The organism is Bacteroides sp. 224 (genome assembly GCF_010500995.1).
Classification (GTDB): domain Bacteria; phylum Bacteroidota; class Bacteroidia; order Bacteroidales; family Bacteroidaceae; genus Bacteroides.
The window spans coordinates 67,913-82,167 of the sequence record NZ_QVMK01000001.1; the positions used below are offsets into that span (position 1 = coordinate 67,913).

The 14,255-nt window shown below is 44.5% G+C and carries 12 protein-coding genes; 5 read left to right on the forward strand and 7 right to left on the reverse strand.

Annotated elements, in window-relative coordinates; genetic code table 11:
• Positions 1–16 precede the first annotated feature (16 nt).
• Complete coding sequence (dusB, locus tag D0T60_RS00195; RefSeq protein ID WP_163216021.1) at positions 17–991, forward strand: tRNA dihydrouridine synthase DusB; 975 nt, start codon at positions 17–19, stop codon at positions 989–991.
• Positions 992–1,137: 146 nt separating this feature from the next.
• On the opposite strand, the gene D0T60_RS00200 is transcribed toward dusB, so the two are convergent.
• The 4 genes from D0T60_RS00200 to D0T60_RS00215 all read right to left on the reverse strand — a co-directional run bounded on the left by D0T60_RS00200 (position 1,138) and on the right by D0T60_RS00215 (position 6,700).
• Positions 1,138–1,590: a transposase gene (locus D0T60_RS00200; protein ID WP_163216023.1), complete on the reverse strand. Its 453-nt coding sequence runs from the start codon at positions 1,588–1,590 to the stop codon at positions 1,138–1,140.
• 171 nt (positions 1,591–1,761) lie between these two features.
• The gene (locus D0T60_RS00205) at positions 1,762–4,257 is read right to left on the reverse strand and encodes a YfhO family protein (protein WP_163216025.1); all 2,496 of its coding nucleotides are present in this window, start codon (positions 4,255–4,257) and stop codon (positions 1,762–1,764) included.
• Between the two features lie 148 nt (positions 4,258–4,405).
• Positions 4,406–5,824, reverse strand: coding sequence for an adenosylhomocysteinase (ahcY, locus tag D0T60_RS00210; protein ID WP_163216026.1), 1,419 nt, complete (start codon positions 5,822–5,824; stop codon positions 4,406–4,408).
• 105 nt (positions 5,825–5,929) lie between these two features.
• Complete coding sequence (locus D0T60_RS00215; RefSeq protein WP_163216028.1) at positions 5,930–6,700, reverse strand: S24 family peptidase; 771 nt, start codon at positions 6,698–6,700, stop codon at positions 5,930–5,932.
• 143 nt (positions 6,701–6,843) lie between these two features.
• Here D0T60_RS00215 and D0T60_RS00220 point away from each other — a divergent pair, with 143 nt between their 5' ends.
• From D0T60_RS00220 to D0T60_RS00235, 4 genes are all read left to right on the forward strand, one after another.
• Complete coding sequence (locus D0T60_RS00220) at positions 6,844–7,734, forward strand: Lin1244/Lin1753 domain-containing protein (protein ID WP_163216030.1); 891 nt, start codon at positions 6,844–6,846, stop codon at positions 7,732–7,734.
• 108 nt (positions 7,735–7,842) lie between these two features.
• The gene (locus D0T60_RS00225; protein WP_163216033.1) at positions 7,843–9,546 is read left to right on the forward strand and encodes a bifunctional DNA primase/helicase; all 1,704 of its coding nucleotides are present in this window, start codon (positions 7,843–7,845) and stop codon (positions 9,544–9,546) included.
• Positions 9,547–9,569: 23 nt separating this feature from the next.
• Positions 9,570–9,824 carry a DUF4248 domain-containing protein gene (locus tag D0T60_RS00230; protein WP_163216036.1) on the forward strand — a complete coding sequence of 85 codons (255 nt, stop codon included), beginning with the start codon at positions 9,570–9,572 and terminating at the stop codon, positions 9,822–9,824.
• Between the two features lie 173 nt (positions 9,825–9,997).
• Positions 9,998–10,504: an HU family DNA-binding protein gene (locus D0T60_RS00235; RefSeq protein WP_163216040.1), complete on the forward strand. Its 507-nt coding sequence runs from the start codon at positions 9,998–10,000 to the stop codon at positions 10,502–10,504.
• 164 nt (positions 10,505–10,668) lie between these two features.
• On the opposite strand, the gene D0T60_RS00240 is transcribed toward D0T60_RS00235, so the two are convergent.
• From D0T60_RS00240 to D0T60_RS00250, 3 genes are all read right to left on the reverse strand, one after another.
• A complete protein-coding gene (locus tag D0T60_RS00240) occupies positions 10,669–12,318 on the reverse strand; it encodes an AMP-binding protein (RefSeq protein ID WP_163216043.1) in 1,650 nt (549 codons plus the stop codon).
• A gap of 121 nt (positions 12,319–12,439) precedes the next feature.
• Positions 12,440–13,015: a helix-turn-helix domain-containing protein gene (locus D0T60_RS00245; RefSeq protein ID WP_163216045.1), complete on the reverse strand. Its 576-nt coding sequence runs from the start codon at positions 13,013–13,015 to the stop codon at positions 12,440–12,442.
• 128 nt (positions 13,016–13,143) lie between these two features.
• On the reverse strand, positions 13,144–14,253 hold the full coding sequence (locus D0T60_RS00250; RefSeq protein WP_163216048.1) for a SusE domain-containing protein: 1,110 nt from the start codon (positions 14,251–14,253) through the stop codon (positions 13,144–13,146).
• Positions 14,254–14,255: the final 2 nt, after the last annotated feature.

The following is a 14,255-nucleotide window of genomic DNA, read 5'->3' on the forward strand; positions in this document are numbered from 1 at the left end:
CTTAAAATGATAAACAATGAAAATAGGCTCCCTGAATTTTGATAAGTACCCCATCTTCTTAGCTCCTATGGAGGATGTTACCGACCCTGCTTTCCGCCTGATGTGCAAACGCTTCGGTGCGGATATGGTGTACACGGAATTTGTATCGAGTGACGCGCTAATCCGTGCAGTGAATAAAACCAGGCAGAAACTAACCATCAGCAACGAAGAACGCCCGGTGGCAATACAGATTTACGGCAAAGAAGTAGATGCCATGACCGAAGCCGCACGCATTGTGGAAGAAGCACAACCCGATATCCTCGACATCAATTTTGGTTGTCCCGTAAAGAAGGTGGCAGGCAAAGGAGCCGGAGCAGGTATGCTACAGAATATTCCTAAGATGCTGGAAATCACCCGTTCGGTAGTAGATGCCGTGAAAATACCCGTCACCGTGAAAACCCGTTTAGGGTGGGATGCCGATCATAAGATTATTGTAGAACTGGCCGAGCAATTGCAGGATTGTGGAATAGCAGCACTTGCCATTCACGGCCGCACTCGCTCGCAAATGTATACGGGCGAAGCAGACTGGACACTGATAGGCGAAGTAAAGAATAACCCACGTATGCACATCCCTATCATAGGCAACGGCGACGTAACCACCCCCGAACGTGCCAAAGAGTGCTTTGAGCGTTATGGAGTAGATGCCATTATGGTGGGGCGCGGAAGCATCGGCCGCCCGTGGATATTTAAAGAGATGAAGCACTTCCTGGAAACCGGAGAAGAATTGCCCCCTCTATCCTTTGAGTGGAAGATGCAAGTGCTGAGAGAGCAGGTAATGAACAGTGTGGAAAGACTGGACGAACGCAGAGGGATTATTCATATCCGTAGGCATCTGGCCGCCACACCGCTATTTAAAGGTATCTCCAATTTCAGGGAAACACGCATTGCGATGCTGCGCACGGAGTCGGTGGAGGAACTGTTTCGTATTTTCGATGGGATCAGGCCTTTCTGAGTTTAGAGTTTTTCCTTACTTGTTATAAGTAACTCTCTGATAAGGGCTGAAAGCCTGTTTCGATTTAGCCCGGCACAAGCGCAGTGCAGTGCCGGGTGTCAATGGGGCAAGGCAGTAAAGTTCTGAAAGAACGACCGACTTCTATCTCAATCTTCCCATAAGTACTTTTCATTATACTCTACATTGTATTCCTTTAAGAACATTATGTATTCTTCTTGAAAAGTCTGTTTCCGATGATGCTCCTGTTGATTCAATACATATTTAATGGTTTTTTCTTTAATGGATGGGCTAACCGAAAAGGCTGCATATCCTTTTTGCCATTCAAAATCCCGAAAGTGAGGTCCTATTGATTTAATCCATTTGCTGCTTGAGGCTTTTATTTCCTGCACAAACTTAGCCAGTGAGTAGTTTTTAGATAAAATGCAAAAGATATGAATATGGTTTTTTGTTCCATTGATACAAATAGGAACTGAATTTCTTTCAGTAATAATACCACCTATATATGAATAGATTCTTTCTGAATCTTGTTCATGAATGTAACAGTGCTTTTTGGCATGAAAGATGATGTGTATATATAGTTGTGATAATGATTGCGTCATGGTTGTTTTATGTATTGCCGTTTGTCGGTCGTTCTTTCAGAACTCCTTTGTCTTATACCGTTGATACCCGGCACTGCACTACGCTTGTGCCGGGCTAAGTCGAAACAGGCTTTCAGCCTTCTCGGGCTAAGTCGAACAGGCTTTTAGCCTTTTTTGTGGCAGGTATGACTGTTATTTATTATGTGGAACAACACTCTTCCTTACCCTCACCAACAACACAATCACCCCAACCAGCAACAGCCCCAACCCAATATACGCAATGGTTTCCGTTACCTTCAGGCTTGTTGGTTTAAACGTCATTTCTACGGTATGCTTTCCGGCAGGGATGTTGACTGCACGAAGAATATAATCTGCCCGGCCTATTTCTGCCGGCTGTCCGTCGATGGTGACTTTCCATCCCGGGTAGTATATTTCGGAGAATACGGCGATGGCATCTTTGGCCGAGTTCGTTTCGTATACCAACTGATTGGGCTCGTAGCTTTTCAGTGTGATGGAAGAAAGAGAATCCTTATAACTTTCCGTAGCTCCTTTCAATGCCTCTTTGAAGCGCACGTCTACCACAGCGGTTTCTAAAGGCTGAATGGTGTTTAGTGCATCTATTTCCTCATTGGCATTATCCACATACTTAATGTTATCTACAAACCATGCATTGCCGTAGGCGTGTGGATTTTCGAGGGGGAAAGTTTCTCCTTCTTTACCTGCTGCAAAGATGAAGTATTTCGTATTCAGCATATTTAAAACCCGGAAGGAAGCCGGATTAACCAACTCCATATCGCCACCGGCTTTGCTTACTTCGCTGTAAATTGTTTGAATCTCTTTGGAGATGTGGCGTTCAATCATCTGCTGATAGCGCAAAAGTTTGGCGGCATGATATCCTCCTACACTCTTATGCCAGTAAGAGGTATTATTCTCGTTGAAGGTATTGGAAGCAAGATTCAACACGCGATAGTCTTTTGATTCATCTTGCAAAATAAATTTGTCGGAAGATGTTTGGCTAAAGGTTTCGGTTTTTACTTTGGCCGGCTTAAACTTTTCATCGTTCAGGTAGCGTTTGTTTACTCCCCACATATCTACCAAACACAGTATGGCTATACCTGCCAGCACATAAGCTCCTTTCAACTTTTTAGAAGTATAGGCAAATAACAGGGCGCAACCGATAGCGATGATAAAGAAACTACGCCATGCATCGGAAGTGAAGAGGTGAATACGCATTTCCTCCAGATTGCTCAAAACCTGTCCGAGCTGATTGCCGGGGATGCCGTTTTGCAAAGCTGCCATCTCTTGCGAAGAGATGTAAGATGAAAAGAAGAATCGCGGAGCAATGGCAAAGAGTAAAGCCAAGCCTGCTGTCAACCCCAAACTGATATAAAAGTATTTACGCTGTTCTTTTAGTATCTGCGGACGGTCGAATACCTCTTTCAATGCCAGAATAGCCAGCAAGGGTATGGTAAATTCGGCAATCACCAGAATAGAAGAAACCGCACGGAACTTATTATAGAAGGGAACATAATCGATAAAGAAATCGGTGAACCCCATGAAGTTGTGCCCCCACGATAGCAGAATGGAGAATACGGTAGCTGCCAAGAGTGCCCATTTCATAGGACCTTTTACAATGAAAAGCCCCAGAACGAAGAGCATCAATACAAAGGCTCCTACATATACAGGACCCTGTGTGCCGGGTTGCTCTCCCCAATATTGTGTCAGTTGCTTATACAAATCCACGTACATGGGTTTGCCTTTTTCCATAGCCTTTTTGCTCTTAATCAATGGAATAGAAGCACCCCCTTTGGTGTTGGGCACAAGCAGCGTAAAGGTTTCGCCTATGCCGTAGCTCCATGCCGTGATGTAGCCTTTATCTAAGCCACCACTTGCCTGATCGCTCTTTCCTGTTTCTACCAGTTCATTCTTGCCTCTCATGGTTTCTTTACTATACTCGTAGGTATGGTAAAGGTTAGGGAGATTGATGGCTACACCCACCAAAGCGGCTATTATCAACACACCACTTGCTTTGAAAAAATGGGGGAGCGTTTTACTTTTGTAAGCCTCCACAAAGTAGGCAATCACCATAAAGAGGATAACGAACAAGAAGTAATAAGTCATTTGCACATGGTTGGAAAGCACCTGCAAGGCGGCAAACAGAGCAGCAAGCAGTCCTCCCGCCAGATATTTGCCCCTATATGCCAATACAATGCCGGCAATGGTGGGCGGAATATAGGCCAGTGTGATGAACTTCCAAAGGTGTCCGGCAAATATCAATATAAAGAAGTATGACGAAAATCCCCAAAAAATGCCTCCTATGGCCGAGAGCCAGGCCGAAACCCCAAACGCCCTCAACAGGATGAAGAATCCTAACATCATGATAAACACCAACCAAGCACTACCCGGCAAGAAGAGGTGATAAGCCTTTTCTACGCTTCTTAGCGTGTTTGTTGAGTCGTAACTGGGCGATATCTGATAGGTGGGCATACCTCCGAAGAGGGAGTTAGTCCAACGAGTACGCTCTCCGGTGCGTTCATAATATTCTTTGGCTTCATGCCCTGCACCTGCACCTGCCACAGTGTCGTGGTGAAATAAGGTTCGTCCCTCTATCACAGCCGGGAAGAAATAGGCAATGGAGATGATTACAAAGGCAAGGATGACGATTAGGTCGGGGAGGTACTTCTTCATAGGAGTTAGGAGTTACGAGTTAGGAGTTACAAGTTACAAGTTACGAGTTACGGGTTACGAGTTACGGGTTACAAGTTACGAGTTATGAAGTGTTCTACTTTCTATTCGTAACTCGTAACTCGTAACTTGTAACTCGTAACTAAATCAATTAATATCTATAATGCTCCGCCTTATAAGGCCCATCCACCTGAACGCCGATGTAGGCAGCTTGTTCGGGGGTTAGTTTAGAGAGTTTGGCTCCAATCTTTTCGAGGTGTAGGCGTGCTACTTCTTCGTCCAGATATTTAGGCAGGCGGTATACGTTGATGGCGTGTTCTTTGTTATAGAGTTCTATTTGCGCCAGTGTTTGGTTGGTGAATGAGTTGCTCATCACGAACGAGGGATGCCCTGTGGCACAACCCAGATTTACCAAACGGCCATCGGCCAAGAGGATGATAGAATGCCCGTCGGGGAAGAAATAACGATCTACCTGCGGTTTGATGTTAACGGCTTTGATGCCGGGGTAATGTTTCAACGCATCTACCTGTATTTCGTTATCGAAGTGACCGATGTTGCACACGATGGCTTGGTCTTTCATCTTCTCTATATGGTCTATGCGGATTACGTCGATATTGCCGGTGGTGGTCACAAATATGTTTCCTTCGGCGCAGGCATCTTCCATGGTTACTACTTCGAAGCCTTCCATGGCGGCTTGCAGGGCACAGATGGGGTCTATTTCTGTTACCAGAACGCGTGCTCCGTAAGATCTCATGGAGTGGGCGCAACCTTTACCTACGTCGCCATATCCACATACTACTACTACTTTTCCGGCAATCATCACGTCGGTGGCGCGTTTAATGCCATCTGCCAATGATTCGCGGCAGCCGTATAGGTTGTCGAATTTAGACTTTGTTACCGAATCGTTTACATTATAGGCCGGGAAAAGCAACTTTCCTTCTTCCTGCATCTGATACAAGCGATGCACTCCGGTGGTGGTTTCTTCCGAAACTCCGCGTACTTCGGGTGCTATGCGATGCCATCGATTTTCATCTTCATTTAGAACTTTTTTTAGAATCTTATAGAGTTCAACTTCATCTTCGGCTGTAACGATTTTGTCTAAAATGGAAGCGTCTTTTTCGGCTTCGTATCCTACGTGAATCATCATGGTTGCATCGCCTCCGTCGTCTACAATAACGTTGGGGCCTTTACCGCCGGCAAAGTTCAGGGCTTGCAGCGTGCACCACCAGTAGTCTTCCAGTGTTTCGCCTTTCCAGGCATACACGGCTACTCCCGATGCAGCAATGGCAGCGGCAGCATGATCTTGCGTAGAGTAAATATTGCACGAGCACCAGCGCACTTCTGCGCCTAAGGCAACCAGTGTTTCTATAAGCACGGCTGTTTGAATGGTCATGTGAAGAGATCCCATGATGCGTGCTCCTTGCAGGGGTTTGGATTCTCCATACTTTTCGCGAAGAGCCATAAGGCCGGGCATTTCTTGTTCTGCCAAGTCGATTTCCTTGCGACCGAAGTCGGCAAGCGTAATGTCTGCCACTTTATAGGGCAGCGTAGAGAATAATTGTGTGGACATATTAATATATTATTGTATAAACATCGCAAACTTACATAAAAATTGCGATTTATAAACGAGTTGAATAAGAAATAATTAATGAACACAGAGTCACTTTTTACTAACCTACATCGCCGATGTCGTTTTCTTAATAATGTTGTATAACTGTCTGATTTCGTTTACGTGCAATTGGAAGTCTCTGTATTCGGGCGACGGGTTCAGTGAGTGAAACGTAATCATTCCTGTTTCCACATCATGATCTACCATTTGTTTGCACAAAATGCCGTTTTGGGTTACTACAATCCAGTAAGGGTAATCGCGATATCTTAATTTACTTGTCCATAAATCGCGACTTAGCTCGCGTGCCAATACAAGGTCGCCTTGTGAGATGCTGTTTTTTGTGTCGTCATCCATGCTGTCTCCTTTAATTTCGAAAGCCACATAGCGACCATGAGCAATGCGGTCTACTATAAAATCGACCTCGCTCCAGGGTTCGTATTGTGCAGAATAATCGCCGGTGTCACTTAGGTAACGCGCGTATGCATTATAGGGCACTAATGGAACTCTCATTATGAAATGATCGCCATCTGTCTCAAAATACTTATTGCCCGATTTGGTAACGAGAAACGGTTTTTCTGTATCATCGTTTGCATGAGTTGCCGAAAGGGCGGGTGCTTTCACCATATCGCCTTCTCCTGCTATTAACCATTCCGGCGAAATGTCGTCGAAAGTTTCTATAATTTTGCTAATCAACCCAAGGTCTACTGCTTTTCTCCTTCCATTCAGGTAGTTATGAAAAGTAGAATAGTTAAAACCTACCTTTGCGCAAAACTCTCTGTTAGTCAGCTGTTTATATTCGAGTAGAGTTTTAATTCGCTCAACGACAGTTGTTTTCATTTTCTTGTTATTTAGAATTTGTATAAATATAGCCTATTAGCCGAATTTGCAATATTGAGTGTTGTGCAATTGAATATTTAACAATACTTTTGCAAAGTCAATTGCAAATATAAGAAATTAATTCAAAATTTAAAAGAATTCGTATGAAAACCTTTATCCCTATTGAATGTGATATCTTTGACAACAACCGCATGAGCGCCTTAATTAACGATATGGGGCCTGTTGGTTATGGTATCTACATGATTCTTCTCGTTGAAATACGCAACAGAGAAGATTACGTTGTCGACTCCGAAACATTGAAGGTAATTGCCAGAAAGTATGGCATTCGACGCAAAATGATGGAGCAAGTGTTGTATAACTATGAGTTGTTCGTTGTAGATAGAATGCCGGATGACTGTGTATTGGTGTCTTCGGATTACGTAAGCAGAGTGATGCGAAACTACAACGAGAAGGTAGCCAAATGCAGTATTGCCGGTAAAAAGAGTGCCGAAAAACGCAAGGCTCAAACTCAACGTCCGTTGAAATCCGTTGCAACAAAAGAAAAGAACATAAAAGAAAAGAAAACAACAACAAAAGAAATAAAGAAAGTTGCTGTTGTTGATGATGTTCCTTTCTTGGGTATAAATTCTTGGAGGAATTATTTGGAAGAGGCGCTTAATGATGATTCATGGCTGGAATGTCAAGGCATGCATTCGGGGTTGGGAACACGCTTCTTGCAATACCAGAGGCACATTATCGACTTATTTGCCAAGCATGTAACTACTCACGGCAAAGAATATGAATTAAATTCCGTAGCCGAGGTAAAGTACTACTTCGCCAACTTCATTCGGCAAGGTACCCCTACCTGCAAGCGAATAGCCGAAGAACTTGAGGCACTCTGTAAGAACCAGGAGGAAGAGAATCCTTATCGATTCGAATTTATTGATCCTGAAACGGGGCAACGAACTTTTCAGGGTATTGTAATCCCTGCCGATGCCCCGCCGCGACCAAACGACAATGTAACTTGGGTGCCATCACTGAAGAAGTGGGCGTAGAAACAGGAAAACAACACTTCTTTTAAGGAGAAGGAACCTTTCATTGCACACAAAAAGATATTTTATTCAACACAAAAGAGCGATTTAATAATCACAAACAGACATAATATGATTAACTTTAGTAAATTAGGGATCGACACCCACGGCCGTACAAGCGGCCATATTAAAACCTACTGCCCCAAATGCAGACCTACCCGCAAAAACAAGGCCGACAAGCCACTGAGTGTGAACATCGACACCGGAGTTTATTATTGCCACTACTGCGGAGAGGGTGGAACGGCCAAAGAAAAGGCTACTCGAACCGCTTCCGTTTATACCCCTGTTCCTCCGGTTGCCACCTCCACTACTACCCGTGTGCCTTTGGTGGCCATGCATCGCGAATGGCTACATGCGCAGCGTGGCATTTCTAACGAGGCGATGGATGCCCTTAGGCTGACCTCTGCCGTGGAATACATGCCGCAAAGTCGCACCAAGGAATCTTGCATCTGCTTTAATTATTACGAGAACGGGGTGTTGGTGAATACCAAGTTTCGCACACCCGACAAAAAGTTTAAGATGCAGCAAGGAGCCGAACTCATTCCGTACAACATAGATGCTATACGAGATGCGGAAACATGCATCATTTGCGAAGGCGAAATAGATGCCCTGTCGTTCGTTACTGCCGGATTCGACTCCGTAATATCCGTTCCGAGCGGTGCCAATACCAACCTGAACTGGCTGGAAAGGTTTCTGCCTACTCACTTTGATAACAAAAAGACCATCTACATAGCCGCCGATTATGATCGCAAAGGGATTGAGCTCCGAAACGAACTGATTCGCCGTTTGGGTGCAGGGCGCTGCCGCATTGTTTCGTATGCCGAGGGCTGTAAAGATGCCAACGAGAATCTGCTTAAACACGGAGCAGACAGCCTGAAACTCTTGATTGGATTAGCCTTGGAGCCACCCTTGGAAGGTGCCTTTACTTTTCAGGACATTGCCGATGAGATGCGTGCCATATTCGAGAACGGACTGGAACGCGGAGCAGAAACCGGTTGGACTAACTTTGATGAATGTTGTACCTTCGAAACAGGGCGGCTTTGTGTGGTTACAGGCGTGCCCGGTTGCGGAAAATCCGAATTTGTAGATGAATTGGTATTGCGCCTCAACCTGAAACATGGATGGAAAGCAGCCTATTTCAGTCCCGAGAACATGCCCCTGGCTTACCATCTGCGTAAACTGGCGGAAAAGGTTTCGGGGTGCAAATTCGAACCAAGCAGCCTCCCGGAAAACCTTTATGGCAGCGTATGCAATTACCTGACCGAGAATATTACTTCCATTCTTCCGCCCAATAATTATACGCTGGACAATATTTTGGCAACTGCCGAATCGCTCGTTGTTCGTAAAGGCATCCGCTTGTTGGTTATCGACCCGTACAATCGGTTGGAGCATCAAATTCCACCTAACACCACAGAAACGCAGTACATCAGTGCGCAACTGGATAGCATGACCAATTTTGCCCAACGACACAATTGCCTCATTATACTGGTGGCCCATCCCCGTAAAATGAATCGGGAGCAAGGACAGAAGAAGGAAACTAAGCCCACTTTGTACGACGTTAACGGCTCTGCCAACTTTTACAACAAATGCGATTTCGGGTTGATCGTCGATCGCGATCGCGAAGCAGGCGTCACCTACGTAGATGCCAAGAAGGTGAAGTTTCGTCATTTGGGACAAGGAGGGGTCAGCACATTTGTGTACAACCTAACAAATGGAAGATACACGCCCTGTCTTCCCGGTAAGGGCGTGGTGTATGATAACGGGAGTTGGATTTAACCTCAAGCAATAACTACTTAATTATGGAAACAAAAGAAATAAGAAAACAGGCTATGGCGAACTTAAAAAAGGGAATCCGTAGTTTTACCCGTACCGAACTGGCGGCCATGTATCTGCCGCATTTAAGCAAATCGGTGGCATTAAAGCACTTTAACCTGTGGCTGAAAACCAACAATGAATTGCAGGAAAAGTTATCGGAATCGGGAGCTACCGACCGCACCCGTCGGTTCAGTCCACAGCAAGTACAATACATCTTCGATACATTCGAAGAACCTTAACTCGCAATAACTCGCAATTCGCTTTCGTTTGACGCAACTTGCAGATACCCTTTATTTTCTTCTTTGTACCTTTACATCATAATCGGAAAGCACAAAGTACAGGGCCCGTTCTTAGCAAACCGATTGGAGAGAGAAAGAGTATTTAATGATTTAATTTTTAAACACAACACAACATGACAGTATTATTAAAACGTTGCTTGCGCAACAAGTTTCTGGGCGATTCAACTTCGCCGTTGCTTTATTACTTAAAACCCGAACCGGGTAGTTTCCGCATCCGTACGCTGAGTGATATCAGTAAAGATATTGAGCTGACCGGTGCTTTGAGTCGGGAGGATGTAAACCATGTAATCCATGCCGCCACCCGCCGCATCAAAGCCATACTTACCGACGGCGACAAGGTGAAGATGGATGGACTTGGCACTTTCTACATCACCTTCAACTGCAAAGGCACGGAGGAAGAAAAGGATTGCACCGTTCGCAACATCCACAAAGTAAACATTCGTTTTAAAGCAGACCCCACTCTTCGTTTGGTAAACGAAAGTACCGCCACAACACGCGGAGCAGATAATAATGTGAGGTTTGCAATCAAAGGCGAAACAACCACCACCGATGCAGGTGTTAACCCCGGAGGAAATGATTCCGGTGGCGGCGGAGATGAGTTTATTGATCCGTCGGCGTAAAAGGGGGAAATTATGGAGTAGCTAATCGATGTCTGTCTATGCAGTATAGAGATGGGTACGCGGAAAAAGCAGAATGAGCGGATAAACGCGGAAAGAATATTATACTTCCGCGTTCTTCCGCTCATTCCGTTTTTTCCGCGTATCAATAAATATATTTATCTTTCTTATATAATCTCTATCCCCCGTTCCTTACAAAGCTTCACGCCAAGCTCTTTCAGCTTAAACTTCTGAATCTTACCGCTTCCCGTCATTGGAAATTCGTCGATTAAGAAGATATATTTAGGAATCTTGTACCTCGAAATCTTATTCCGGCAAAAGTCTGCCACATCCGATTCCTGCAATTGAGCGCCTTCCTTTAGGATGATGAAAGCACCTACAGCCTCCCCATACTTCGGCGAGGGGATACCTGCTACCTGAACATCCTTCACGCCTTCCAGCTTATATAGGAATTCTTCGATTTCTCGTGGATAGATGTTTTCGCCACCACGGATAATCATATCCTTAATGCGCCCCGTGATGCGGTAATTACCATCTTCATCTTTCACCCCTAAATCTCCGGAGTGCAGGAAACCGTTTTTATCGATAACTTCTGCCGTGGCCTGTGGGTTCTTGTAGTATCCCTTCATAACGTTATAACCGCGACAACACATTTCGCCTTGTACACCTACGGGACATTCTTCTCCCGTTTCCGGGTCGAGTACCTTTACTTCCGTAAACTCAAAATCGCTTCCTACGGTGGTGCAGCGCACTTCGAATGAATCGTCTATGCGCGTTTGCGTCATACCCGGAGAGGTTTCGGTGAGGCCATACACACTGGTGATGCTCATAAACATCTTCTCTTGCACCTGCTTCATCAATTCGATGGGGCAGAGAGAACCGGCCATGATACCTGTGCGAAGGCTCGACATATCGAACATATCGAACATCGGATGATTGAGCTCGGCAATGAACATAGTAGGTACCCCGTACAATGCCGTGCAACGCTCTTTATGAATAGATGCCAATACCACCAACGGATCGAAGCGTTCTACCATTACCTGGGTGCATCCGTGCGTAAGCGTATTCATGGTGGCCAGCACTACGCCAAAGCAGTGGAAAAGAGGCACACAGCAGCAAAGCTTATCTTCCGAAGTAAACTTCATGTGTTCGCCCGTCAGGTAACCGTTGTTGGCAATGTTATGATGAGATAACATCACCCCTTTGGGGAAACCTGTGGTGCCCGATGTATATTGCATATTCACAATATCGTGGCAGCTAACCTGGCTTTTCAGCTCTTCCAGGCAGCGATCTTCGATATTGTCTCCCAGTAAAAGAAGTTCGGAGGTGTTGTACATACCACGATGCTTTTCTTGCCCTACATACACTACGTTCTTCATCTTAGGGAAACGCGTGCTGTTGAGGTGACCGCGTTGGCAGTCTCTTAGCTCAGGCAGCATGGTGTAAGTCATTTGCACAAAGTCGCTGTCCTTTTCGCCATTAACAATACATAAGGTATGCATGTCGGAGTTCTCGCAAAGATATTCCAACTCAGATTGCTTATAATTGGTGTTAACGGTTACATACACCGCACCTATTTTGGCACAGGCATACAGTAGAGTCAGCCAGTCGGGCACGTTAGCCGCCCAGATTCCTACATGGGTGCCTTTGCCTACGCCAATGGAAATCAGCCCCTTGGCCATATCATCTACACGTTTGTTTAGCTGCTCCCAAGTGAAGCGTAAGTTACGATCGGAATATACGATGGCTTCCTTATGAGGTATTTCTTTAGCCCAGTGCTCAAGCCACTGACCTAAAGTTCTGTCGAATAACTTCATTAGTTGAAAATTGAAAGTTGAAAATTGAAAATGACTTCATTAATTGAAAATTGAAAGTTGAAAATTGAAAGTTACAATACTGCATAGTTAACTTTCAATTTTCAATTTTCAACTTTCAATTCTATACCGGAGTGTAGATTACTGCTAATATTTTCGCAGCCTGTCCTTCGAAGGCATGTACGTGGTGAGGTACAATCGAGTCATAATAAATGCTGTCTCCTTCTTCGAGTATATACTTGTTTTTGCCGTAGCTTATTTCCATTACGCCTTCCATAACTAAGATAAACTCTTCACCTTCGTGCGAAGAAAGTACGAAGTCGGTATTCTGGTTGGCATCCACATCAATAATGAATGGCTCCATGTGTCGATCTGCTTTCGACTTGGCCAACGAATGGTACGACATGTGTTTTCTGGATTGGGTAGCATTATTGGAAAAGCTAATGGTATCCGAAGACTCAGCTTTCCGACAGATAGCCGGACCTGTTTCATCATTGTCGTCGAGGAAAGTACCCAAACGCACTCCCAGTACACGGGCTATTTTAATAAGCGGTGCCAGCGAAGGAAGGTCTATATTGTTTTCAATACGTTCAACCTGTTCTACTGCCAACCCGGAGCGTTCGGCAAGTTCTGCAATAGTAATTGATTTGCTTTCGCGAAGGCTTTTAATTTTCTCCCCAACAATTTTACTCGTATCCATCTGTCTTTAATTTGAATTTAAACTAATTGTGCGTAAAATAACGAAATCTTTAATTAAATTGCAAATAAAAAGCGGATAACAAAATGAAAGGTTATCCGCTTTTTAGTTGAAATTATGTTATCGTTCTCTTATTCTTTCCCGTAATCTTTACTGTTTAACTCGTAAGTTATTTTATTTGAGTTATTCAGGTTGACGTACACGCGGTAGTTTCCGGCCACCACAGGAATGTTGTCGGAGCCATTTAATATACCCTCTTTGCCATCAATACCATAACTCACATTCCAGCTCTTATCTAAGCGGAATTTCATGTTTCCATTTGTTAGTTCCGCATCTACCCAGAAACGTTGTTTGGAGGAGTCGAAGTTCATCTCAATATCCGTACTCCAGGTTTCATCATTGTTAACGGCATTTCCTATAATGCTTAAGGTGGTGAATGATTGTACGTTGGTTAATAACAGCGTATTGGTATTCATCTTCAGTCGATAAAAACGTTTGGAATAAGCAGTGATGTTTCCTGAACTGCCGTCGGCTATTAATTGAATGGAGGTTGCTTCGGTTTCGGGAGTGATGCCTTCTGCCAATCCCCAGTTATAGGCGGCTGTCCATCCGGCTTCGCCGGTTACTTTAAATCCGTTGGCGGCTTTCTCGCCAAAATCGACGATGGCTTCATACGATTCGTTGTTGGCAAAGCTAAATAGATGTTGAGAAGCATCATGCGACCATCCGCAGTAATCGCCAATCACCCAAACCTTCGGATATTCCGGTTCTCCGGAATAAGGAGTGATGTTGCTCGTAACTACATTCGAGTAGATGGAATTTATGGCATCAGAGATGGAAGAGGCTATTCGGATGTCTAAGTCGATGGCCGTTAAATCCATTTCGTATTTCTCCAATAAGGATAATATCTTTCCATTCAGCTCATTGGCTATTACCTGATAGGTGTTTTCTGTTTTGGAAGATGCAATGATAATGCTGTTGGCAAAGTCTTTTCCTTTCAAATCTATTTCGATGGTATTGGTAACTTCTGCCTGATATCCCATGTTGGGAGTGCTCCAATTTAAATCGAATACAATGTCATCCGCTTTGTTGGCTTCCAGGACGTAACTGCTTCCGATGGCTTTCAATACAGCGGCTTGGGCTGTTTGTTCGTTGTAGGTTACTTCATCCAGATCGCTGTCGCAAGCGGTGAATAATACAACGGAAAGGGCGAGTATATAGATATATTTGATTCGTTTCATAA